The sequence below is a fragment of the Spirosoma aerolatum genome (genome assembly GCF_002056795.1).
GTDB classification, from domain to species: domain Bacteria; phylum Bacteroidota; class Bacteroidia; order Cytophagales; family Spirosomataceae; genus Spirosoma; species Spirosoma aerolatum.
In genome coordinates this window covers 3,219,187-3,240,575 of the sequence record NZ_CP020104.1, presented here as the reverse complement: position 1 = coordinate 3,240,575, position 21,389 = coordinate 3,219,187, and the positions used below count along the sequence as shown (strand labels likewise).

General features: G+C 46.9%; 17 protein-coding genes. 7 read left to right on the top strand and 10 right to left on the bottom strand.

Annotated elements, in window-relative coordinates:
* The first annotated feature begins 16 nt into the window (after nucleotides 1-16).
* Nucleotides 17-952: a site-specific tyrosine recombinase XerD gene (gene xerD, locus B5M13_RS13085; protein ID WP_080056096.1), complete on the top strand. Its 936-nt coding sequence runs from the start codon at nucleotides 17-19 to the stop codon at nucleotides 950-952.
* Nucleotides 953-1,101: 149 nt separating this feature from the next.
* On the opposite strand, the gene B5M13_RS13080 is transcribed toward xerD, so the two are convergent.
* A complete protein-coding gene (locus tag B5M13_RS13080) occupies nucleotides 1,102-1,638 on the bottom strand; it encodes a hypothetical protein (protein ID WP_080056095.1) in 537 nt (178 codons plus the stop codon).
* A 73-nt stretch (nucleotides 1,639-1,711) separates the two neighbouring features.
* Here B5M13_RS13080 and B5M13_RS13075 point away from each other — a divergent pair, with 73 nt between their 5' ends.
* Nucleotides 1,712-2,905 (top strand): aminotransferase class V-fold PLP-dependent enzyme, encoded by a 1,194-nt coding sequence (locus tag B5M13_RS13075; RefSeq protein WP_080056094.1) that lies wholly within the window; start codon nucleotides 1,712-1,714, stop codon nucleotides 2,903-2,905.
* Between the two features lie 87 nt (nucleotides 2,906-2,992).
* Here the strand turns inward: B5M13_RS13075 and gloA2 are convergent, their stop codons facing one another.
* The 3 genes from gloA2 to B5M13_RS13060 form a co-directional block, all read right to left on the bottom strand.
* The gene (gloA2, locus tag B5M13_RS13070; RefSeq protein ID WP_080056093.1) at nucleotides 2,993-3,382 is read right to left on the bottom strand and encodes an SMU1112c/YaeR family gloxylase I-like metalloprotein; all 390 of its coding nucleotides are present in this window, start codon (nucleotides 3,380-3,382) and stop codon (nucleotides 2,993-2,995) included.
* Between the two features lie 6 nt (nucleotides 3,383-3,388).
* Complete coding sequence (locus B5M13_RS13065) at nucleotides 3,389-3,580, bottom strand: hypothetical protein (protein ID WP_080056092.1); 192 nt, start codon at nucleotides 3,578-3,580, stop codon at nucleotides 3,389-3,391.
* An 82-nt stretch (nucleotides 3,581-3,662) separates the two neighbouring features.
* On the bottom strand, nucleotides 3,663-4,169 hold the full coding sequence (locus B5M13_RS13060; RefSeq protein ID WP_080056091.1) for a SixA phosphatase family protein: 507 nt from the start codon (nucleotides 4,167-4,169) through the stop codon (nucleotides 3,663-3,665).
* Nucleotides 4,170-4,336: 167 nt separating this feature from the next.
* On the opposite strand from B5M13_RS13060, the gene asnS reads away from it, so the two are divergent.
* Nucleotides 4,337-5,836: an asparagine--tRNA ligase gene (asnS, locus tag B5M13_RS13055; protein ID WP_080056090.1), complete on the top strand. Its 1,500-nt coding sequence runs from the start codon at nucleotides 4,337-4,339 to the stop codon at nucleotides 5,834-5,836.
* Between the two features lie 12 nt (nucleotides 5,837-5,848).
* On the top strand, nucleotides 5,849-6,931 hold the full coding sequence (locus B5M13_RS13050; RefSeq protein WP_080056089.1) for a complex I subunit 1/NuoH family protein: 1,083 nt from the start codon (nucleotides 5,849-5,851) through the stop codon (nucleotides 6,929-6,931).
* Nucleotides 6,932-7,025: 94 nt separating this feature from the next.
* On the opposite strand, the gene B5M13_RS13045 is transcribed toward B5M13_RS13050, so the two are convergent.
* From B5M13_RS13045 to B5M13_RS13020, 6 genes are all read right to left on the bottom strand, one after another.
* Nucleotides 7,026-7,718, bottom strand: coding sequence for a sulfite oxidase-like oxidoreductase (locus B5M13_RS13045; protein WP_080056088.1), 693 nt, complete (start codon nucleotides 7,716-7,718; stop codon nucleotides 7,026-7,028).
* Nucleotides 7,719-7,901: 183 nt separating this feature from the next.
* The gene (gene pheA, locus B5M13_RS13040; protein ID WP_080056087.1) at nucleotides 7,902-8,975 is read right to left on the bottom strand and encodes a prephenate dehydratase; all 1,074 of its coding nucleotides are present in this window, start codon (nucleotides 8,973-8,975) and stop codon (nucleotides 7,902-7,904) included.
* A 199-nt stretch (nucleotides 8,976-9,174) separates the two neighbouring features.
* A complete protein-coding gene (locus tag B5M13_RS13035) occupies nucleotides 9,175-10,665 on the bottom strand; it encodes a RagB/SusD family nutrient uptake outer membrane protein (RefSeq protein WP_080056086.1) in 1,491 nt (496 codons plus the stop codon).
* 28 nt (nucleotides 10,666-10,693) lie between these two features.
* Nucleotides 10,694-13,207 (bottom strand): SusC/RagA family TonB-linked outer membrane protein, encoded by a 2,514-nt coding sequence (locus B5M13_RS13030; protein WP_080056085.1) that lies wholly within the window; start codon nucleotides 13,205-13,207, stop codon nucleotides 10,694-10,696.
* Nucleotides 13,207-13,872: a carboxypeptidase-like regulatory domain-containing protein gene (locus tag B5M13_RS13025; protein ID WP_080056084.1), complete on the bottom strand. Its 666-nt coding sequence runs from the start codon at nucleotides 13,870-13,872 to the stop codon at nucleotides 13,207-13,209. The genes B5M13_RS13030 and B5M13_RS13025 overlap by 1 nt, the downstream gene beginning before the upstream one ends.
* 658 nt (nucleotides 13,873-14,530) lie before the next feature.
* On the bottom strand, nucleotides 14,531-16,426 hold the full coding sequence (locus B5M13_RS13020; protein ID WP_080056083.1) for a DNA topoisomerase IV subunit B: 1,896 nt from the start codon (nucleotides 16,424-16,426) through the stop codon (nucleotides 14,531-14,533).
* 242 nt (nucleotides 16,427-16,668) lie between these two features.
* Between B5M13_RS13020 and B5M13_RS13015 the strand changes: the two genes are divergently transcribed.
* The 3 genes from B5M13_RS13015 (at nucleotide 16,669) to B5M13_RS13005 (ending at nucleotide 21,324) form a co-directional block, all read left to right on the top strand.
* Entirely contained in the window at nucleotides 16,669-19,284 is a 2,616-nt protein-coding gene (locus B5M13_RS13015; protein WP_080056082.1) for a polysaccharide biosynthesis/export family protein, read from the top strand.
* 15 nt (nucleotides 19,285-19,299) lie between these two features.
* Nucleotides 19,300-20,412, top strand: coding sequence for a GumC domain-containing protein (locus B5M13_RS13010; RefSeq protein WP_080056081.1), 1,113 nt, complete (start codon nucleotides 19,300-19,302; stop codon nucleotides 20,410-20,412).
* 72 nt (nucleotides 20,413-20,484) lie between these two features.
* Nucleotides 20,485-21,324, top strand: a complete 840-nt coding sequence (locus tag B5M13_RS13005; RefSeq protein ID WP_080056080.1) for an ABC transporter permease — start codon at nucleotides 20,485-20,487, stop codon at nucleotides 21,322-21,324.
* Nucleotides 21,325-21,389 lie beyond the last annotated feature (65 nt).

Here is a 21,389-nt window from a genome sequence, read left to right as displayed (position 1 = left end):
ATTCATTCACCGTCCTATGTGGCAAAGTTATATAAACGCCTTTAAGAACTACCTCAAGCTGGAGCGATCGCTGGCCGAAAATTCGGTGGAAGCGTATTTGCACGACGCCGAGAAACTGTACGAATACATCCTTTTAACCGATCCTGCACGTACACCCATGCAGGTGACGGAAAAAGAGTTAATGAATTTCCTGAAGTATCTGGGCGAACTCGGTTTATCCGCCCATAGTCAGGGGCGTATGTTATCAGGATTAAAATCCTTCTTTAAATATCTGCTCCTCGAAAACCTGATTCAGCACGACCCGACTCAGCAGCTCAAAGGGCCTAAACTGGGTCGTCAACTACCCGATACCCTAAGTTTCCCAGAAGTCGAAGCCATTCTGAGCGCCATCGACCTCTCAACACCGGGCGGCACCCGTGACCGGGCGATGCTCGAAGTCCTCTACAGTTCCGGGCTTCGGGTTTCTGAATTACTCAATCTACGTTTGACCAACTGCTTTTTCGATTCGGGCTTTATCCGGGTGCTGGGCAAGGGCGACAAAGTTCGGTTGGTTCCCATCGGCGACGACGCCATGCACTATACGCGGCTCTATGTACAGCACGTACGTAGCCAGTTGGATGTGCAAAAAGGCGATGAGGACACTATATTTTTGAATTTGCGTGGAAAACAGCTTTCGCGTATTTCGGTGTTTACGACCATAAAAAAACTGGCTACCGAAGCCGGGATCAAAAAAATAATCAGTCCGCACACCTTTCGGCACTCCTTTGCCACTCACCTGATCGAAGGCGGGGCCGACCTACGGGCTGTTCAGCAAATGCTTGGTCACGAATCCATCACCACCACTGAAATCTATACACACCTTGACCGCGATTATCTCCAGCAAACCCTACGGGAGTATCATCCAAGAGCCAGAGGATTTAAAGAGCGAAAGAATGAAAGAATTAAAGAATGAAAGAATGAAAATGGTATGCGGCAGCATTCCGCTCTTTCACTCATTCGCTCTTTAAAAAAAGTCCCCGCCACTGAAACAGTAGCGGGGAGCCTCCAATCTAACTAACCCAAAACTATATGAAATAGTTGTGTTTTGACCGAGCGCTATCATTACGCATCAGCCAATGACTTTTCACCCACGAATTGCTGATTCTGATTCTTAAACAATAAGTTAAACGAAGTCAGACTGCCGTAAATCCGGGTGATATATTGTTGAATATTGATCTTTTCTTCGTCATCGAGCGCACTGGCATTTACCCGCTGTTCGAGTACCCGAAGACGGTCACGAACCATCACGATTTTATGGAAGAATGCATCGATAGGCATTTCTTTTTGTGCCAGATCGACCCGGCCGGGTTTCAGGATAAGTTTACCACCTTTCCATTTATCGCCGAGTGGGACAATTTCTGTCTGATCGACCCAGCGCTGAAGAACCCGAGTGAGTGACTGTTCAACATCGAACAGACTAACCAGGTCACCATCGGGTTCCAACGCTTCAAGGATACTGAGCGGTGTGTCGAATTTGATTACCTTCACACCATGCTCGATAAACGTAATTGTATAGCCATTGGCTTTTAGGTTGATGACAACGCCATCGCCAAATTCTTCGTGACGAACACGGGAGCCAATGCCTAGTAATGTAGTCATTTTACGGGGTAGGTTTTAGGTTTCAATCATGCCTTTACAAACCCCGTGCCAATTTTTTTTAGCAGTTTTTTTTATGTTCATCAACACAACTCCTCTTCGCTCGCAAAAGCATCAGTTTAGCTTACCACAACCTATTCACTACCTGAATTGTGCAACCCGTGCTCCATTCAGTCGGACCGTTGAGCAGGCGGGTCATACGGCTCTTTCTCAACAGGCCAATCCGTTTGGCTTACAACCCGACGATTTTTTTACGGGTGCCGTTCGGGTACGGGCTCTCTTTTCCGAATTGATCAATAATCCCGACCCCGAACGCATCGCCATAGTTCCCTCTGTCTCATACGGCATGGGCGTAGTAGCTCGTAACCTCCATCGAAAATCAGGCATCCGGGCCGGCCAAAAAATTGTGATGATCTGCGATGAATTTCCGAGTGATGTCTATGCCTGGGATCGTGTAATTACCGAACTCGGTTTAACAGTCGTGACCGTAGCTATGCCTGCTGAATTCCCGAAAGGCGAGCTTTGGAATCAGCGGCTACTGGATGCCATTGATGCCAATACAGCGATGGTAGTTGTGCCTCCCGTTCATTGGATGTATGGTATCCAATTCGACCTGAAAGCGATCAGTAAGCGAGCCAGAGACGTAGGTGCCTGGGTGGTGATTGACGGAACTCAGGCGATTGGCGCGCTCCCTTTCGATCTGGAAGCTATTCAACCCGACGCGGTTGTTTGTGCGGGTTACAAGTGGCTGATGGGGCCTTACTCAATGGGTCTAGCCTATTTTGGGCCAGCGTTCGATGAGGGGATTCCGCTGGAAGAGGGCTGGATGAATCGGCTCGATAGCAACCAGTTTCATAAACTCATGGACTATCAGCCGGTGTACAGGCCCAAAGCCTATCGGTATAACGTTGGTGAGCATACGCATTTCCTGCAAATGCCCATGCTTGAGTCTGCCTTAACCCAATTGATCGACTGGCAGCCTGCCCGTATTCAGGCTTACACAAAGACCTTACTGGCCGATGCCTGGCCTATTCTTGAAAAATCAGGATGCCGGATCGAACCTGAGAGCGATACCACAGGTCGTAGTCATCATCTGGTAGGGCTATGGCTCCCCGAACAGACCGATCCTATGACCGTTCAACAAGCGCTTTTAAAAAAGAATGTTTCCGTTTCGGCCCGTGCCCGCGTCTTACGCATTGCTCCGCATGTATACAATGATAGTAATGACGTTGACGCCCTGGTTGAGGTATTAACGCAAGTACTCATGTAGAGACGCCATGCCTGGCGTATCATACGCGTCAGCCATAACGTTTCTGATTAAACGAACCATCTGGTCAGGAGACGCATACTTGCGTCTCTACAGTTCATACAACTCCAGCGGTAGTGCATCCGGGTCGGCAAAGAAGGTGAACCGGCGCCCCGTATGTTCGTCTACGCGAATGGGTTCCGTTGCTACTCCCTGTTCGTTCAGATGTTGAATAGCAGCATCCAGATCAGTCACGGCAAAGGCGAGATGACGCAGCCCGGCAGCTTCGGGTCTGGACGGCCGTTTGGGTGGTTCAGGAAACGAGAAAAGCTCAATCAGGTAGCTGCCATTCAACGCCAGATCCAGTTTATACGACTGTCGTTCAGCCCTATGATATTCGCCAAGTATCGTAAACCCCAGTATCTCCGTATAAAACTGCTTCGACCGTTCATAGTCGGAACAGATAATGGCAATGTGATGGACAGCACTCAGTTTGAGCATAGCAAATCAGGGGTTAAGAAGCGTATCTGTCGCCATGGTATCGGCAACAGTACCATCCTTGGGTGGCAAAGCCCGTTCAACCTCCCGACGCTTATTCCAGGGGGCCGTTGTGCGACGGGCCATATCAATGGTAAACAAGATCACAAGGGTTGTGAATGCAATAAAAACAATTACGAATATCCGACGATTGCGATTCATTAATCAAGAAAATAGACAATGACGTTTATTATATGAGTCAAGATTAGCCCTTCAGCCACCATTATTCATTATATATTTTACATTATTCATTAGTTGGCAATTGCTTGGGGCCAATTTGAAATTCCAGGCTTCCGGTTCGGCCTGAGATTTCAGCCCAGTTCAGGTTTCCGAATGTAATAGCCACCACAGCGCCTTTACTCATGGAACCAATATCTTTGTGCGTCAGGAATTCGCCGAGGTACGATACATCGGGATTATGTCCCACGATCATGGCCGTCTGGACGGTAGTGGGCAACAGATTCAATGCGGCCAGATAGGCCTTAGGACCACCTTCATACAGAAACTGATTTAGCTCGATTCGGGCGGTATCAAATCCAGTTTGTTCGGCAATTACTTTTGCGGTGTCTTTAGCACGAGGGGCTGTACTGCTGATAATCACATCTGGCAATACAGATTTTTCATGAAGGTAACGGCCCATTCTGGCGGCTGCAATGATTCCATCGGGGGTAAGCTCTCGGTCATGATCAGCCATAAACATGGCCCGGTCTTCTGCTTTTGCGTGGCGAACGATATACAAGGTTATCGGCATGGTGTCACAAGTATGTGGGGTCTGTTGTCTCAAACAGTACAAAAATAAGGCCGCAATCGCCCCTGACCTACACTCTTGTGATTTTACGGATTAAAATTGTTTATGGGCTATTCAACCGACAATCCGTACTTTTGCGACCACAACCATTACAGGGTCCCCATTTTAGTATGAGTTACTTACCGATAAAGCAGTTATTGAAAGCTTCTTCTGGCGTGGATTCGTCCCGCGTGGATTCGCCCGTTGGCACTACCGTGACCGTAAAGGGCTGGGTTCGTACAAAACGTGAAAGTAAAAACGCCGTTTTCATCGCTCTTAACGATGGCTCTACCATACAGAACATTCAGGCAGTAGCCGAGGCTGGCCAGCTTCCCGAAGACACGCTCAAACTCATTACGACTGGTTCCTGCCTGGCCATCACGGGGCAGATTGTGGAGTCACAGGGATCGGGACAGGCGATAGAAGTTAAAATTGCCGATGTTGTCATTTACGGTACGGCTGATCCTGAAAAGTATCCGCTTCAACCCAAACGGCACTCGCTGGAGTTCTTACGTGAAATTGCCCATCTGCGCCCCCGAACCAATACGTTCAGTGCCATTCTGCGCATTCGGCATGCATTGGCTTTTGCTATTCATAAATACTTCAACGACAACGGTTTTTACTACCTCAATACCCCTATCATTACCGCTTCGGATGCCGAAGGGGCTGGTGAAATGTTTCGTGTAACCACGCTGGATGCAATCAAACCTCCGCTGACTGAAGACGGCAAAGTTGATTATAGCCAGGACTTCTTTGGCCGCGAAACAAACCTGACCGTATCAGGGCAGTTGGAAGGCGAATTGGGCGCTATGGCACTGGGCAAAATTTACACCTTCGGGCCTACATTCCGTGCTGAAAACTCCAATACGACCCGCCACCTCGCTGAGTTCTGGATGATCGAACCCGAAATGGCGTTTTATGAACTGGAAGATAACATGAATCTGGCAGAGGATTTCGTCAAAACCGTTATCCGATATGCCCTTCAGCACTGTGCCGATGATCTGGCTTTTCTGGACAACCGACTCAAGGAGGAGGAAAAAACCAAAAAGAAAGAAGAGCAGAGTGAGCTGGGCTTACTTGAAAAGCTCCAGTTTGTGATCAACAACGAGTTTGTGCGGCTCACCTATACCGAAGCGGTCGATATTCTGATGAATTCGAAACCCGCCAAGAAAGGTCAGTTCCAGTTTGAGGTAAAATGGGGGATTGATCTTCAGTCGGAACATGAGCGATACCTGGTTGAAAAGCATTTCAAGAAACCCGTCATTCTGACCAATTACCCGCGTGCCATTAAGGCGTTCTATATGAAACAGGATAGCAAACCCGCTACCAACGCCCGTGGGGAGGTCTTTGGCCCTACTGTTCGGGCTATGGACGTCCTGTTCCCCGGCATTGGCGAAATCATTGGGGGTTCACAACGGGAAGAGGATCTGGATAAACTGGTTGCCCGAATGCAGGAGGTAGGAATCGATCCCGAAGCCATCTGGTGGTATCTGGATACCCGTCGATTCGGCACCGCTCCCCACGCTGGTTTTGGACTCGGTTTCGAACGTCTGGTTCTGTTCGTTACAGGCATGGGCAACATCCGCGATGTCATTCCCTTCCCCAGAGCCCCCAAAACAGCCGAGTTTTAACCTAATGATTGAATGATTGCTCTCCCTATTTTTCTGGCCATGGCTTCCGGCTTTGTTGTCGTTGGGGTTTATACCGAACGGAAGATATCGGCCTTTATGCAGGACCGGCTTGGCCCTATGGAAACCGGGAAATGGGGACTGCTACAACTCTTTGCCGATCTGCTTAAACTCCTTCAGAAAGAAGATATTGTACCTACGGCTGCCGATCGTCGGTTATTTCTGTTGGCTCCCTCTATCATTTTTGCATCGGTCTTTGCGGGCTTTGCGGTGCTACCGCTTACGCCTGACTTACAGGGTTCGAAAGCCGATGTTGGAGTCTTTTACCTGATGGCTATTGTCTCGTTCGATGTGGTAGGTATCCTGATGGCAGGCTGGGGGTCTAACAACAAGTACTCTTTGTTTGGGGCCATGCGGTCCGTAGCGCAGATTATTTCCTATGAAATCCCGCTCGGGCTGACCATACTTTGTGTCGTTATGATTGGTCAGACATTGAATTTACAGGATATCAGTTTTCAGCAGGGAATTTTTGGACACGAGACTAACTATCTGTTTGGGTTAAAAGCGTTAGGCATCGACGTATCGACCTGGGGGGGTATTTTTAACTGGAACATCCTTCGGAATCCGTTTCTGTTCTTTGCGTACATCATCTTTTTCATCTGTACGCTGGCCGAAAGTAATCGGGCTCCGTTCGACCTGCCCGAAGGGGAATCAGAAATCGTTGCCGGATTTCATACGGAATATTCCGGAATGCGGTTTGCGCTGTTATACCTGTCCGAATACGCCATGATGTTGCTGGTATCGTTTCTGGGTGCCGTTCTGTTTCTGGGAAGCTGGAATACGCCATTTCCTAACCTCGGCCCGCTTCGGCTGGCCGACTGGACAAGTGGCACACCGGGCACTGTGTGGGGGCATATTACAGGCGGCTTCTGGCTGCTCTCGAAAGCCTTTTTCGCCGTCCTGATTCAGATGTGGGTAAGGTGGACATTCCCCCGCGTCCGGGTCGATCAGATGATGTTCCTGTGCTGGAAGGTTCTGACACCGACAGCAATCCTTTTATTGCTCATTTCCGGCATCTGGCGACTGTTAATGATTTAAGAGAAACAGCTCGCAATCGACTTCAGCCGTAGCAAAACAAAACTCCCCGAAAGTTTTCCATTTTCGGGGAGTTTTGTTTTGCTCAATTTTTATTTCACGAATAGCGGTCGTTTCGCCAGGGGTAGGCCGTATTCGAATAGCCACGTTCTTCCCAGAATCCGAGCTGGTTTTTCGATAAAAACTCAATTCGTTTAATCCACTTCGCTCCTTTCCAGGCATATAGTTGGGGAGTAATCATCCGCAGCGGCCCACCATGTTCACGTGGTAACGGTTGGCCATCGGCGGTATGCACCAGCAGCACATCGGGCTTAAGAGCTTCTTCGAGCGATACATTGGTCGAGTACCCATCGTAGCCGTAACACATCACATGCGTGGCTGTTCCTTTGGGGTCAACCAGCGCGGCTAAATCCATAAACCGAACCCCCACCCACGGAATATCCAGCCGCGACCAGGTGGTTACGCAATGAAAATCACTTGTATCTTCTACCTGCGGTAAAGCCAGAAAATCTTCCCATTTGAGCCGAACCGGATGGTTCACTTCGCCATCTATTGCTAACTGCCATTTATCAAGCGGAATATTAGGCTGGTAACCCAAATCCAGCACTGGCCATTTGGTGGTGACGGTCTGCCCTACCGGAACCGTTGGCATCCCATGCCGATTGGCTGGGCCTGAGCCTCTTGGCCTTTCGTCGGTCATGGAGGGGGTCTGTGCCATTTTTTCCTCAAAACGACGTTTGAGTTTCATTCGGGCTTCGACTATTCGTTCTGTTTTATCGTTCGATTCCATGCCGTTATAAGCGATTTCAGATCGAAAAAGTTACAACTTCCAACCGGGATTTCTTGCTGGTGGAAATAGGTATATTCGTCATTAAATTGTCATGGCTGGCCATTCTGTGTCATTCCTCGTCATATCACTGGTACAATACGTATGAACGACCAGCCATAAAAAAATGACTATCAATGACAATAACTAAGCGACCCGTACATAGCTACCCAGCCATTTGACTTCGGCCGCATGGTGGTTCAGAATTTCCTGTAAATCGGGATCGTTGGCGTGCCCTTCGCATTCCAGCAAAAACCAGTAGCGGAACGTAGCACCTTCACGCAGGGGACGGCTTTCAATTTTTGTCAGATTGATCCGACGAGCATTAAACTCCTGTAGAAATTCGGCCAGTACGCCAGGTGAATCGGTGTTTTGTAGTTTTGCAATCAGGGTCGTTTTATCGTGCCCACTTGGCTGATTGACAAAATCTTTCGCCAGGATGAGGAATCGGGTTCGGTTCAGATCGCTGTTTTCAATATTGTCGAACAGGATCGGCACATCAAACAACTTTGCCGCAATGCCCGAACAAACAGCTGCCGCATTCGGATGTTGGGAAGCCAGTTTAGCCGCCTTTGAAGTTGATTCGACAGGAACTAGCTCAGGACTAAGCCCGTCAAAATAGTCATGCAGGAATCGACTGCATTGACCGAAGGCAATATCTTTCGAGTAAATATGGGTAATATCAGCCAAATTCTCGGCCTTTGTGGCAAACGTAAAATGAACGGGAATCTGAATCTCGGCAGCAATCCGCAGGTCTTTTTCCAGCAACAAATCAATGGCCTCTTCTACAACGCCCTCCTGATTGTTTTCGATGGGCACAACGCCAAACCGAACCCGCCCCGTTTCGACACTTTCAAATACCGACCGAATATTGGGCAGAGCCAGATAGGTACTCATCGCGCCAAAACGGCTTTCAGCAGCCTGATGGGTAAAACTCCCCTCCGGGCCTAAATAAGCCACTCGTTCGGGTAATTCCAGATTTCGCGAAACGGCAAAAATTTCCAGGAATATGGCTTCAATAGCCGGGCGATTCAACAATCCATTGTTCTGCTCGTGCAGTCGATCGATAATCTGTTTTTCGCGTTCAGGCCGGTAGATAACGGCGTTGGTTGAACGTTTTAATTCGCCTACCTGACGAACCAGTTCCATACGCTGATTAAGGAGCATCAGAAGTTGATCGTCGAGAGAGTCGATTTGGTTACGAAGGGATTCTAAAGTCATTATGGCCATGCTTAATTCACAAAAGTACATTACGGGTTGCCTCCTGCCAATTTTCATTCGTGAAAAGACCAGAATCTGCAAAATCCTTACCCCCAAAAGCTTGAACGTCCCGGAATCTTAGCTATAGTTCACCCTGAAATAGCAACGCGCCTGACCGAAATTTCAGCCAGGCGCGTTACTCTTACTCAAGGAATGAAGCTTATTGAGGGTTCTGTACGACTACCCCGTTCGTATTGTTGATTTCATCCTGCGGAATCAGGAATTGCCATCGCTTATCGTTGGCAGGAACATCGAATACCCCGTTTGTATACGAAGCGTTGTGGTTTCCTCCATTCCGATTCAATGGCGAATTCGTTCGTTTTAAATCGTAGAATCGGAAACCCTCTCCCCAAAGTTCAATTCGTCGCTGCGTCATAATTTCGTCGATCAAGGCAGTTCCGGTTAACGTCGACTTCGTATATTTTGGATCACGGTTAACCGCTAATGTATACAATACAGTCGCTGCTTCTGCATCTTTACCCTGCCGAGCAAGGGCCTCTGCCTCAACAAGATACATTTCAGCAGCCCGCATGTATGGCACATCACCAATGCTCAGGGATGGATCGGCCACTTTAAACTTCTTATGCAGGTATTTATAGCGCTGGAAGGTTGATGCCGGTAATGGGAATTCAGCGGTATTCGTTCCTGTCGAATCCCATAGTTTTTTACGGACGTCAGTCGCTCTGATTTTGCTGTACAGCGCCGAAAACATCACTTTCGGGGTAGAGCGAATGGCAGTCGAGCTATAATTTATCGACATGTAGGCGAAGAACGAATAGAAATAGTTCGTTTGATCTGCCACAATCCGGGAAGCCCACATCCACTCAGGGTTGGTATAGTCATTGAAGCCTTCCAGGTACTGCGAGTTCGACATAAGCGAATATCCTGTACGGGCCTCTTTTGCCATTTGTGCTGCCGTAGTATAGTCCTGTTGTGTAAGGGCAATCCGGGCTTTGATGCCTTTGGCAACGCTTATATCGAAATGCGACTTATTGGTACGCGTATAGCCTGTAAACAGACTGATTGCCTGATCGATGTCTTTATTGATCTGCGTGTATACTTCCGACACTTTTGCCCGTGGTGTTGGCGTTGTTTTGGCCTCCAGTACTAAAGGCACACCCAGACCATCGTTAGCCGCACCGGCTATAAAGCGCTCACCAAATAATTGAACCATTTGGAAATAGGCCCATGCCCGGTAAGTCAATGCTTCCGCTTTAATCGCTTTTTTATCGGCTTCCGTTCCTGATGCATTATCAATATTATTGATAATCATGTTGGCGTTACCGATAATTACGTAGTAAAATTCATAATTGTAGTACACAATAGAACTCGTTGCGGTTCTGTGAGTAATCCACTTGTATTCGTCACGGAGCCAGGAGTTCGACACATTTGGAAAGACCAAATCTTCGCCCATGATATCCATATACAACATATTACCCGACTGGCCTCCCTGCGCCTGAACGCCAAAAATCTGGGAGTACATGATCCGGTGGATACCATTTAAGGCTGCCCAGGCATTTTTGGTTGTTGTGAACGCATCCGCTGTCGAAACCTGATTGGTAGGTGTTGTTTCCAGGAACTCTTGTTCACAACCGAAGAGTGAGAAGGCGATAGCTATTCCCAACACTCCTTTTATGATGTATTTCTTCATTGTCAAAAAATCGTTTAAGTCTTTTAGGTTAAAAGCCGAGTCTCGCACCGACCGATATTACCCGGTTGAAGTTGTAAGTATTATCGACAGTACCGTTGAACGCACCGGTTACGTTCATGCCGACCCGAGCGGAGAATAAGCCCAGGTTTTCGCCAGAAACATAAACACTAGCCGATTTAGCACTGATCTTATTGAGCAACAGGGTGGGAATTGCGTAACTCAAGGTAATGTTGTTAATCTGCAGGAAGGAGGCATCCGTAAGGTAGCGAGTGCTTTGCCCAGTCAGGTTAGTGATATTCCCATTATCAAGGCGGGGAACGTCTGTAATATCCCCCTGCTTTTGCCAGCGCCGGAACGCATCTTTGTGCATAGCCGTGCCATATGTACCACCATGCATCAGGGAAGCATAAGCACCATCATATACTTTCCCACCAACCTGATAAGTCAATAAAACACTCAGCGACAGACCTTTGTATGAAAGGTTATGGTTCATCGAACCAAAAAATTTAGGTATGGATGAATAGCCTGTATAGCGAAGATTGGCTTCCGAAAGAACAGTGGTTACGGTATCAGCGCCAATGACTTTACCATTAGCCGTCAGGATATTTGTTCTGTACAGCGAATTACCTGTTTCAGCATCTACGCCATAAAACTCGCGCATGTAAAAGTCGTAAATCGAACGGCCTACACTGTACCCTTTCGTACCACTTATAATCAGTTGCTGGTTATCCGGCATTTTCGTGATCTGGTTCTTATAAGTTGTCCAGTTCAGGGTAACTGAGTATTTGAAATCTGGCGTTCTGACAACATCCCCATTCAACTGGATCTCTAACCCTCGGTTATACAGGTTTCCAATGTTACTTGGAATTTTGAAGCCACCATCACTATACGTTCCACCGTTTGACAACGCCAGAGGCACATTAAAAATCAGCCCGTCTGTAACCCGGTTAAAATACTCTACACTACCTGATACACGGCTTCTAAATAGACTGAAATCAATCCCCAAATCGAAATTTTTACCAGTTTCCCAGGTCAATGCATTATTCGGTAGCGAAGCTTGGGTAAAGCCTGGCTCAGCATTATTGTTCCGGCCAAGTGTATATAAAGATTGATAAGGATAATAGCCTATGACATCACCCAAATTTTCGTTACCGACGATACCATACGAAGCCCGAACTTTCAACAGGTCAATCCAGGGTACCTGGAAGAATTTTTCCTTTTCCAGGTTGTAAGCGGCTCCAACCGATCCAAAAGTAGCCCAGCGAACATCTTTATAGAATCTGGAATTACCATCTCTCCGAATTGTGGCGCTCAGAATATACTTTTTGTCAAAATCGTAATTCGCTCTGCCAAAGAAGCTTTCGATCGTGTAGTTGTCCTCGAAAGACGAAACTCCCAGCACCGACGCGAAGTTGACCAGCTCCGTGATGCCATCTACAATAACACCCGAGCGAGAGCCCGTAAATGAATTGTATTTATAAGAGTAATTCTCATGACCAGCCAGTAAGTTCAGATTATGCTTACCAAACGATTTATCGTATTCCAGCAATTGGTTAAAGGTTATTGCCGTCGTCCGGTAAAAGTTGTTACCGGCACGGCCTGCTGGGGCGCCATCACCAACGATTGGGTTTTCAAACGTACGGAACTGGGTATCCTGTAAATCCAGACCAACGTTCGATGTTGCTTTGAAGCCAGGGAATAGATTAACCGAAGCGTATGTTCGACCACTGATAATACCGCGAACCTGTTTTCGGTTATTCAACAGGTTTTCCCATATGGCATGTCGGCCACTAGCGTAGGGCCGTACATCGCCCATGTCATAGATCTGATTACCGTTCTCATCCAGAATATAAGCCCCCGTAGCTGGATCGTGCTTATGAACAGGGTAGATAGGAGCAATAAAACGAGAAATGTAGAACGGATTCACAAATGAAGTACCTCCGTCGCTGGCAACATCGGTGTTCGCATTGCTATACGTTCCGGTAAGGTTAAAGCCGGTTTTAAACCATTTTGTAGCCTGGGTATTTACATTGATACGGCCCGTAAACCGTTCAAAATCTGATTTTAACAGATATCCCTGCTCTTTGGTATACCCTACCGAAACAAAATAGTCTGACTTAGCCGTACCGCCATCATACGAAATGCTGTAATTCTGGCGACTTTTACCTCCCTGCTGTATGGCATTCACCCAGCTCAAATCTTCTGGATATCGTAATTGAGCAGCTGGATTAAGGGCTCCATTTACATCGACCAACTGGTTATCAGGCACGTTGAATGGATTATATTTCAACTGATCCGTAATACCGGTATAATTTCTACCATTATACGTTGTAGTAATACCTGAGGCTATACTGCTGGCTACATCCTGCGGAATTTTCAAAGAGCCGTATTGAAGCGAATTGCGGTAAACTTCCCACATTAATGGATAGTATTCCTGAGCAGAAACGGTTTCGTACTCAGGCAATCCCCGTGAAATACCACCAACCGATGCATTAAAGGTTAAATTACTACGATTATTTTTACCTTTCTTCGTGGTAATCATCACAACCCCGTTGGCCCCCGCGATCCGTAAATAGCTGTAGTCGAAGCGTCTTTCAGTATGCTAATCGACTCAATGTCATCTGGATTGATGTTCGACGTACTCAGATTATAAGGTACACCGTCAACAACATACAACGCTTCGTTGGATGTTGAGATCGAGCCAAAGCCCCGCACCCGAATGGATGGCGCTGAGCCAGGTGCCCCTCCCGACTGAGTAGCCTGAACACCTGGAGCCGCTCCAATTACGGAGTTCAATGCGTTGGAATTCTGGCGATTGGCAATGGCATTGGCGTTAATCTGGCTGGACGCACCAACGTGCGTTTCTTTGTTTACCGTTCCGTAACCCACTACCATGACTTCATTCAGGTACCGGCCTTCCTCTACCAGCGAGATCGTGACGTTTGTTTTGTTGGCTACCTCAACTTCCTGCGTTGTAAAGCCAATAAAGCTTACAACGAGCGTAGAGGATTTTTGAGGGACGTTAACTGAGAATTTCCCCTCTTTATCCGTGATGGTTCCGACTGAGGTGCCTTTAACCACTACACTAACTCCTGGTAGCGCACTTCCATCCTGTGACGAAGTTATCGTACCTCGGACTGTTGTCTGAGCATACAGGTAACTACTTGTTACAATGAATAACAAGATACTTAATAAAGATCTAAGCATAGTTTGAAGATTAAATAGATATTAATTCCAAAGTTAATTGGACAAATTGAATATAGTTTAATATATATTAAAATTTTCCACACATAAGCACTTGCACTTATTCGATACAGCAACGAATTGCCATACTTAAGTATTAACGAAAATAATAGTTAACACAGAATTTTATACGATATAATATTTTGATATTTTTTATTGAATCAAAAATAAAAAATCAAGAAAAGAATTATATCTGTGCAGCTACTATTATCAATATCTATATACCAATAGGACATTACCAAGAATCCATCAAACAGAATTAAAACCGAATAATTGTATTATTTCATTATTTTATTTTTATATTACATGCTAAGTAAATCATATATAACAAGTATATTAATTAATAATGACGCTGAGATTTTAAGTTATTGGTAGAGCAAGCATAGTGTCAGGTTTGCATCGTGTATAGCTTCTTTCGATAGGCGTCTGTCGACTATTTGTAAGTCCATAGCCTACCTGCCGTTATAGGTATCACATAGACTATGAACAAAAAAAGACCTCCTTACTGGCTCTGGCGCGTAGGCAATGCTCAAAGCGGAGTAAGGAGGTACTAAATACAGAGTCTCCCAAATGTGGGATGGCTTACAATTTACTGATTAACGGTTGCTTTTATCAAACTAACCTAGGCAACCAAGGCAGCTTCTTCAACATCTTTTTCAATACGCAGGTTATCGATGATGAACCGCTGCCGTTCGGGGGTATTCTTACCCATGAAGTAGCTGAGCAGTTTGGGAATGGATGTTTCTTTTTCCATAATAACAGGCTCTAACCGCATATTTTCGCCGATGAATAACCCAAACTCCTCTGGCGATATCTCCCCCAGGCCCTTAAATCGGGTAATTTCGACCTTTTTGCCTCCCTTAGTCAGCTTGTCAATAGCTTTTTGCTTTTCCTCGTCCGAATAGCAGTAAGTTGTCTCCTTATGGTTTTTCGGATTCCGAACCCGAAACAAGGGCGTCTCTAATATATAGAGGTGTCCATTTCGGACCAGATCAGGAAAGAACTGGAGGAAGAAGGTCAGCATTAATAGTCGAATGTGCATGCCATCGACATCAGCGTCGGTAGCAATCACAATACGATTATACCGCAGCCCTTCCAGGCCATCTTCTATATCCAGTGCGTGCTGAAGCAGGTTAAACTCCTCATTTTCGTATACCACTTTCTTGGTTAAACCGAAGCAGTTCAATGGCTTACCCCGTAAACTAAAAACAGCCTGAGCCTGCACATTCCGCGATTTTGTGATAGACCCACTGGCCGAGTCGCCCTCCGTGATGAACAGAGTAGTCTGATAGCGATCTTCCGCTTTCGGGTCGGACAGGTGGTTTCGACAATCGCGCAGTTTTTTGTTGTGCAAACTTGCCTTTTTGGCACGATCATTGGCCAGTTTCTTGATACCAGCGAGTTCCTTGCGTTCCCGTTCCGACTGTTCGATTCGCTTTTTGAGTGCATCGCGTACCGATGGGTTAATATGGAGGTAATCGTCCAGGCGTTCTTTCACAAAATCGCTTACAAATGAACGAACCGATTGGGCATTTGGCTCAGGTGACATGTTGACCGACCCTAACTTGGTCTTCGTCTGTGACTCAAACACGGGCTCCTGAACCCGAATACTGATAGCGGCTATGATACTAGCCCTAATATCAGTGGTTTCGTAGTTTTTGTCGTAATGTTTACGGATCGTTTCAACGACAGCTTCTTTCAGGGAATTGAGGTGCGTACCATGCTGGGTCGTATTCTGTCCGTTAACAAAAGAGTAATACTCTTCGCCATATTGATTGCCGTGAGTAAGTGCGATTTCGATATCATGCCCCTTGAGATGTATAATCGGATAGCGCAGGGAATCTTCATCGGTTTTATTCCGAAGCAGATCGAGAAGGCCGTTCTGAGAAATATATTTCTGCTTGTTGAAAACGATGGTCAGACCCGCATTCAGGTAGCAGTAGTTCCAGATCATATTTTCCAGAAACTGCGGGATATAGTGAAAATGCTTGAAGACAGTATCATCGGGTTCAAAGCATATCAGCGTACCATTACGCTCAGACGAAACTTCCTCACCCTGTTGTTTTAGCTCGCCACGTTCAAATTCCGCCCATACGGTTCGGCCTTCGCGGAACGACTGCACCCGGAAATAGGTGGACAAGGCATTCACGGCTTTAGTACCTACTCCATTGAGTCCTACCGATTTCTGAAACGCCCCAGAGTCGTATTTACCCCCGGTATTGATCTTCGACACTACCTCGACCACTTTTCCGAGGGGAATACCCCGGCCGAAGTCGCGTACTTCTACCCGATGATCGGTTACCCGTACCTCGATCGTTTTACCGAAGCCCATTACGTGTTCGTCAATGCAGTTATCAATCGTTTCTTTCAGGAGAACGTAGATGCCATCGTCGGCAGCCGATCCGTCGCCTAATTTACCAATATACATGCCTGGTCGCAGGCGAATGTGCTCACGCCAATCCAGCGAGCGGATGCTGTCTTCATTGTATTGAACCGGCTGGTTCAGAGATTCTGCCATGTTAGGTTAATGGATTAACTAAAAAAGTAGTAGTTTTGTATCGCTCTTCCAGTACATCGGAAAAATTATACCATGTATAGCAAGAGGTATAAAACTTACCATTCAAAAGGAAACTGTTTAAAATCCAACAAAAGTTCGCTTACTTTGCCAGCTAAACTATCCTGCGTACTACACGAATAAATTGTTCGTTAACTACTGGTCTTAGTCGGCGTTGCTTGCAATTTGTTCGACTTCTTAAAAATATGCAAAATTCAAGAATTATTCACGTGTTCCCACTGAATTTTTTTCTTTTCGGCGCCAGCCGTTTACCCCGTCAATTGACTATCTTTTTTACTGGTTTGCTGGTTCTCTTAGTGGGATTGACAACTCAGGCTCAAGTGGCCCCTTCACCAGGAGCGGCCCCCGCTGCACCAAGTTCTGCTAACCCAGCAGCTCCTGGCAGAGGGACAGCGCTTCCATCGGGAGTGAATCCGGCTAACCTACCAGCAAATGTTCAGCAACAACTCAACCAGCGGGGGCAAAACGCAACCAATGGCCGAACAGGTAATCCTACCCCTGCCCAACAATCCCGTACGGGTAATAATGGGAACACAACGAACACACCTAATGGTACTAATGGCAATCAGCAGTTCGACAAACAGGACACCAATTCGGAAAGTGCCCCTGCAACCGATGAAGAACTTGCCGAAGAGCGTATAAAACAAGCGCAGCGCCGTGAACAGGAAGAGCGTCGGCAGAAACTGTTTGGATACTCGCTGTTCAACGATCCAGCGATGGCGGCAACCTTCCAACCCAATATCAATATCGCCACACCCCGCAACTATATTGTCGGCCCTGGCGATGAATTAAATATCCGGATGTACGGCTATTCAGAAGGCGATTACTCCCAGAAAGTATCCCCCGAAGGATTTGTTTACATCGCGCAACAGACGGGTATTGGCCCTATTTTCGTCTCCGGCCTATCAGTCGAGAAAGCGAAAGAACGGCTGATTAGCCGGATGGCAACGAAGTTTGTAGGGCTTCGGAATTCATCCTATGGGGCACAGAATACATTCCTGGAAGTATCGCTTGGGTCTATTCGCAGCATTCGGGTCACCGTTACCGGCGATGCCGTTCGCCCAGGCACTTATACCATGTCGGGTCTGTCGACGGTCATGAACGCTATCTATCAGGCCGGTGGGCCCAATGATATTGGCTCGTATCGGAAGGTTCAACTCATCCGCAATAACCGCATTGTGGCCACGCTCGATCTATACGATTACCTGCTGAATGGTATTCAGCAAAACGACCTCCGTTTGCAGGATAATGACAATATTCGCTTCACTACATTCATTGAACGGATTGAAATTGGTGGAGCTGTTAAACGATCCAACATTTTTGAAATGCTACCCGGCGAAACACTCGACAGACTGCTTTTCTATGCGGGTGATTTTACAGCCAATGCCTATAAAGGCCGCTTAAAAGTTACACGGGTAACCGACCGAGAACTGAAAGTAACCGACGTTACAGCCCCAGAATTCAAGACGTTTGTTATGCAGGATGGTGATGTTGTGTCGGTCGAACGGGTTCTGAACCGTTTTGAAAACAAGATCACGATTGAAGGAGCTGTTTTCCGCCCTGGAGAATACTCGCTCGATAACAACAAAACACTGAAAGATCTTATCAAATCAGCTGAAGGAATACGCGGTGATGCCTTTACAGGTCGAGTGAATATTGTACGTACCCGCGAAGATTTAGCGGTTGAAAACCTGTCGATAAATCTGGCAAATATCCTGGCAGGCACTGATCCTGATATCCCGCTTCAGCGCGAAGATCAGGTCATCGTTCCTTCACGCTTCGAACTGGCTCAGCAAGCTACCATATCGGCCATCGGTGAATTGAACAAACCTGACCCCGGCATGCCTTACATGGCCAATATGACATTGAACGATGTGCTGGTCAAAACGGGTGGTCTGAAGGAGTCGGCCGCTTACTCGGTTGTGGAGGTAGTACGGCGTAAAAAAGACGTTGATCCGAAATCCCCAACGGCTCAGATTGCCGATATCTACCGATTCAATGTCAACCGGGATCTGACCCTGTCCAACGATGCGAACCGGAACTTCGTTCTTGAACCTTTCGATCAGATCATCGTGCGCCGTTCGCCCAATTACCTCGAACAAACCTATGCGGCTGTTGTCGGTGAGGTAATTATGCCTGGCCCGTATGCAATTCGCAGCAAAGACATGAAAATTTCGGATCTGGTGTTTCAATCAGGTGGTTTAACCCCACAAGCCTATGTTGAAGGAGCCACGCTGGTTCGCCCTGTGCGGCTTAGCTCAGATGAGCTTCAGCGGAAGCAACGCGCCATCCAGGAAGTAGGTGATAATGCTTCTAAAACGGTTGTTGAAACGGAAGTACAATCCCCAACTTCTTCGGAGTCAATTGGTATCAATCTAAAGAAAATTCTGGCGAAGCCTGGCTCAAGCGAAGATATTCTGGTTCAGGAAGGAGATACCCTTCGCATTCCGAAACTGCTTGAAACCGTGCGAATCCAGGGCGAAGTACAATTGCCCAATACGGTTAAATACCGTGCCGGACAGACATTCCAGGATTACATTTCGCAAACAGGTGGATTCACCTCAAAATCGCAGCGCCGGAAATCGTTCGTCGTGTATGCCAACGGCTCGGTTGATCGTACCCGGAAATTTATGTTCTTTAATGTTTATCCACGAGTGGAGCCCGGCGCGGAAATTGTAGTTCCAAAACGGACGGCAACGCCACTAACCCCGCAGCAGATACTCAGTTCAACCGCCGGTACCATTTCATCATTACTTAGTGTCATTGGGTTGATTATTGCCTTATCCCGGGTCGGAAACTAAGTCAGGAGTCTACGTATGAACCCTACAAATAAAACAAATACAGATCCAAACGTCATCGTGAGTCGCCCGTTGCCTCCCGATGAAATTTCACCTAAATCGGTCGTTTTACGGGTGTTGGCCGTAAAGAACGTTTTTTATCGTAACTGGAAACTGCTTGTTATTCTGGTTGCTATTGGCGGCATTTCCGGCTTTATCTACGACATGATGCACAAACCCCGGATCGTTTATACGGGCAGCATTATGTTTAACCTCGGTGGCGGCTCATCCAGCAGTAGTTTTGGTGGCGATTTAGGACAGTTGGCCAGTGCGTTTGGCTTATCGTCAGGAGCTCCTGATGCCAATATCTTCGTGGGCGACAACTTCCTGATTTACGCTACATCTCGGCCTGTGCTGGAAAAGACCCTGATGAAAACGGATACGATCAATGGCAAAGACACGCTGCTGGTTAACTACTACATCCGTCATAGTGGCATCCGCGATAAAGAGTGGGAGGATAATGACTCCTTACGAGCTTTTTATTTTAAGAAAGCCAAAACGCCAGATCAGTACACGAAAATGGAACAGATCGTGATGGCTGGTATCTGTGGACGGATCGAAGGTGAAATGGCGATTAAACAGCCTGAGCGTAAATCCTCATTCATGCAATTGGAGTGCTTCATGGAAGACGAAAAGCTGACAGCTACCTTCTTGAACACGCACTTGAAAACCATTGAGGAAGACTATCAGAAGAAGCAAACCAAGAAAACCCGGGAGATGTATGAGATGCTCGAACAACGAGCCGACTCACTAGCCAAAATCATAACAGGGACTGAGAACCAACTGGCTCAGTACATGGACCAGAATCAGCAGGTTGTGGTAGCACAGGCCAAACTGAAAGAGAGTAAGTTGACCCGTAATTCAAGCTTCTTATCCGGTCTATATTATCAGGCGCTTCAGAGTGCCGATAACATGCGCTTATCGCTGATTCGGGAAACACCATTGTTTACAGTTATCGAGCCGGTTGCCTATCCATTATACCGTGAAGTTATCAAAACACAGGGACTTCAGGTTGGTATTGCCTTGACGCTGATCCTTTCGATTGTGATCATTTTCGTGCGGGAAACTTACCGCTCAATTATGAAAGAATAAGACGTTACGCTGAAGCAGTGACCAATACCCCTTTATAACTGTCTCATCGAGACCTATAAACCAGTATTCGTTTTGAAAACACACGAAGTTGTTATCCAGCCAGGTCGTTCGGAACGGCATTATTGGCGGGATCTGTGGCGAAACCGTGAGTTGCTTTACATCCTGTCGATGCGCGACGTAACGGTTCGTTATAAACAAACAGCACTTGGCACGGCCTGGGGGCTTATTCGCCCATTGACCACTATGCTGATCATGGTATTCGTTTTCAGCAAGATTGCCAAACTGCCACCCGATCCGGGTATTCCGTATCCGCTGATGGTATTGGGCGGCATTACGGTCTGGACATTTTTCTCGACTGCATTTACCCAGATCAGTAATAGCGTAACCCTTAATTCAAACCTGGTCACGAAGGTATACTTCCCAAGGTTGATTATGCCCTTAAGTTCAATTGCCATTAGTCTGGTCGATTTTCTGGTATCACTGGGGTTGTTTATTCTACTGGCCATCTGGTACAAGTTTATTCCCGACTGGCATTTACTGCTACTACCTGCTTTTATTTTGCTGGCTTTATTGGCGTCTTTTGCCTTTGGGCTATTCTTTGCGGCTGTCAACGTCCGTTTCCGCGATATAGCTCAGCTTATTCCGTTTATTGTCCAGGTTGGGTTTTATATTTGCCCTATCGCCTATAGTAGTCGACTTGTTGCCGATAAAGCGTCGGAATGGTGGGCTCCATTCTATTGGGCCAATCCAATGGTTGGTATTATCGATGGGTTCCGCTGGTCACTTCTAGGCGAGAAAGCTTATTTCAATCCACAGAGTCTACTCATATCAGTCAGTATTGTATTGGTATGTTTGACGCTTTCCCTCTACTTTTTTCGGAAACGGGAGAATACATTTGTAGATGATATTTAAAAGTAGTGAGTAGTGAGGAGTGAGGAGTGAGAATGCTGGCGCATGTTTTTCTTAAAGTGGCAGCA

Coding starts and splice junctions, on each gene's coding strand:
- asnS (WP_080056090.1), top strand. CDS start 4,337: ATGAGTTACTTACCGATAAAGCAGTTATTGAAAGCTTCTTCTGGCGTG.
- B5M13_RS13050 (WP_080056089.1), top strand. CDS start 5,849: ATGATTGCTCTCCCTATTTTTCTGGCCATGGCTTCCGGCTTTGTTGTC.
- B5M13_RS13075 (WP_080056094.1), top strand. CDS start 1,712: ATGTTCATCAACACAACTCCTCTTCGCTCGCAAAAGCATCAGTTTAGC.
- B5M13_RS13025 (WP_080056084.1), bottom strand. CDS start 13,872: ATGCTTAGATCTTTATTAAGTATCTTGTTATTCATTGTAACAAGTAGT.
- B5M13_RS13045 (WP_080056088.1), bottom strand. CDS start 7,718: ATGGAATCGAACGATAAAACAGAACGAATAGTCGAAGCCCGAATGAAA.
- B5M13_RS13020 (WP_080056083.1), bottom strand. CDS start 16,426: ATGGCAGAATCTCTGAACCAGCCGGTTCAATACAATGAAGACAGCATC.
- xerD (WP_080056096.1), top strand. CDS start 17: ATGTGGCAAAGTTATATAAACGCCTTTAAGAACTACCTCAAGCTGGAG.
- B5M13_RS13030 (WP_080056085.1), bottom strand. CDS start 13,207: ATGATTACCACGAAGAAAGGTAAAAATAATCGTAGTAATTTAACCTTT.
- B5M13_RS13080 (WP_080056095.1), bottom strand. CDS start 1,638: ATGACTACATTACTAGGCATTGGCTCCCGTGTTCGTCACGAAGAATTT.
- B5M13_RS13010 (WP_080056081.1), top strand. CDS start 19,300: ATGAACCCTACAAATAAAACAAATACAGATCCAAACGTCATCGTGAGT.
- pheA (WP_080056087.1), bottom strand. CDS start 8,975: ATGACTTTAGAATCCCTTCGTAACCAAATCGACTCTCTCGACGATCAA.
- B5M13_RS13035 (WP_080056086.1), bottom strand. CDS start 10,665: ATGAAGAAATACATCATAAAAGGAGTGTTGGGAATAGCTATCGCCTTC.
- B5M13_RS13065 (WP_080056092.1), bottom strand. CDS start 3,580: ATGAATCGCAATCGTCGGATATTCGTAATTGTTTTTATTGCATTCACA.
- gloA2 (WP_080056093.1), bottom strand. CDS start 3,382: ATGCTCAAACTGAGTGCTGTCCATCACATTGCCATTATCTGTTCCGAC.
- B5M13_RS13060 (WP_080056091.1), bottom strand. CDS start 4,169: ATGCCGATAACCTTGTATATCGTTCGCCACGCAAAAGCAGAAGACCGG.
- B5M13_RS13015 (WP_080056082.1), top strand. CDS start 16,669: ATGCAAAATTCAAGAATTATTCACGTGTTCCCACTGAATTTTTTTCTT.